The following is a 555-nucleotide window of genomic DNA, read 5'->3' as shown; positions in this document are numbered from 1 at the left end:
TCGACGGATGACATCGACAAGCCTGATTTCGGCTTTTTGGCTTTTTCGACTCCTGTTCGTTTCTTTGTTCGGCTTCAGGTGAGCCTGTTTCTTCGTCCCGGCCCACAGGATTTCCCGTGCGAGCGTGTCGAGACGCCGTCAAGGCTGGCCGGTGCGGTGGCGCCACGGCCGGCTGCGAGGTTTCCAGGCCACGCCTTGACGGCGTCGAGCACGGCGCCAGTCTGGAGCGGACCGAGACGGCGGTCGTGCCGGCACATTCCCTATGCTATATTTGTCCGGCACGGACGACCACGTGGCAAAGAGTGGTGTAGGGGATGAGAGTGCCGCCACGCAGCCTTATAGTCGTTCCTCCTTTGTGGCGTCCGTGCGCCGCTTCGGCCCGCGTGGCCGCCAATGCCGAACCATCAGCTCGTAGGCACGCTCGGCAATCTCGGCCGCGGCTTTCTCGCTGTTTCGCAACTCCTTCACGTGTAGGCGTACGGATGACATCGACAAGCCTGATTTCGGCTTTTTGGCTTTTTCGACTCCTGTTCGTTTCTTTGTTCGGCTTCAGGT

The sequence above is a fragment of the Mesorhizobium sp. WSM4844 genome (assembly GCF_055811775.1).
Note: the sequence above shows the minus strand (reverse complement) of the source record.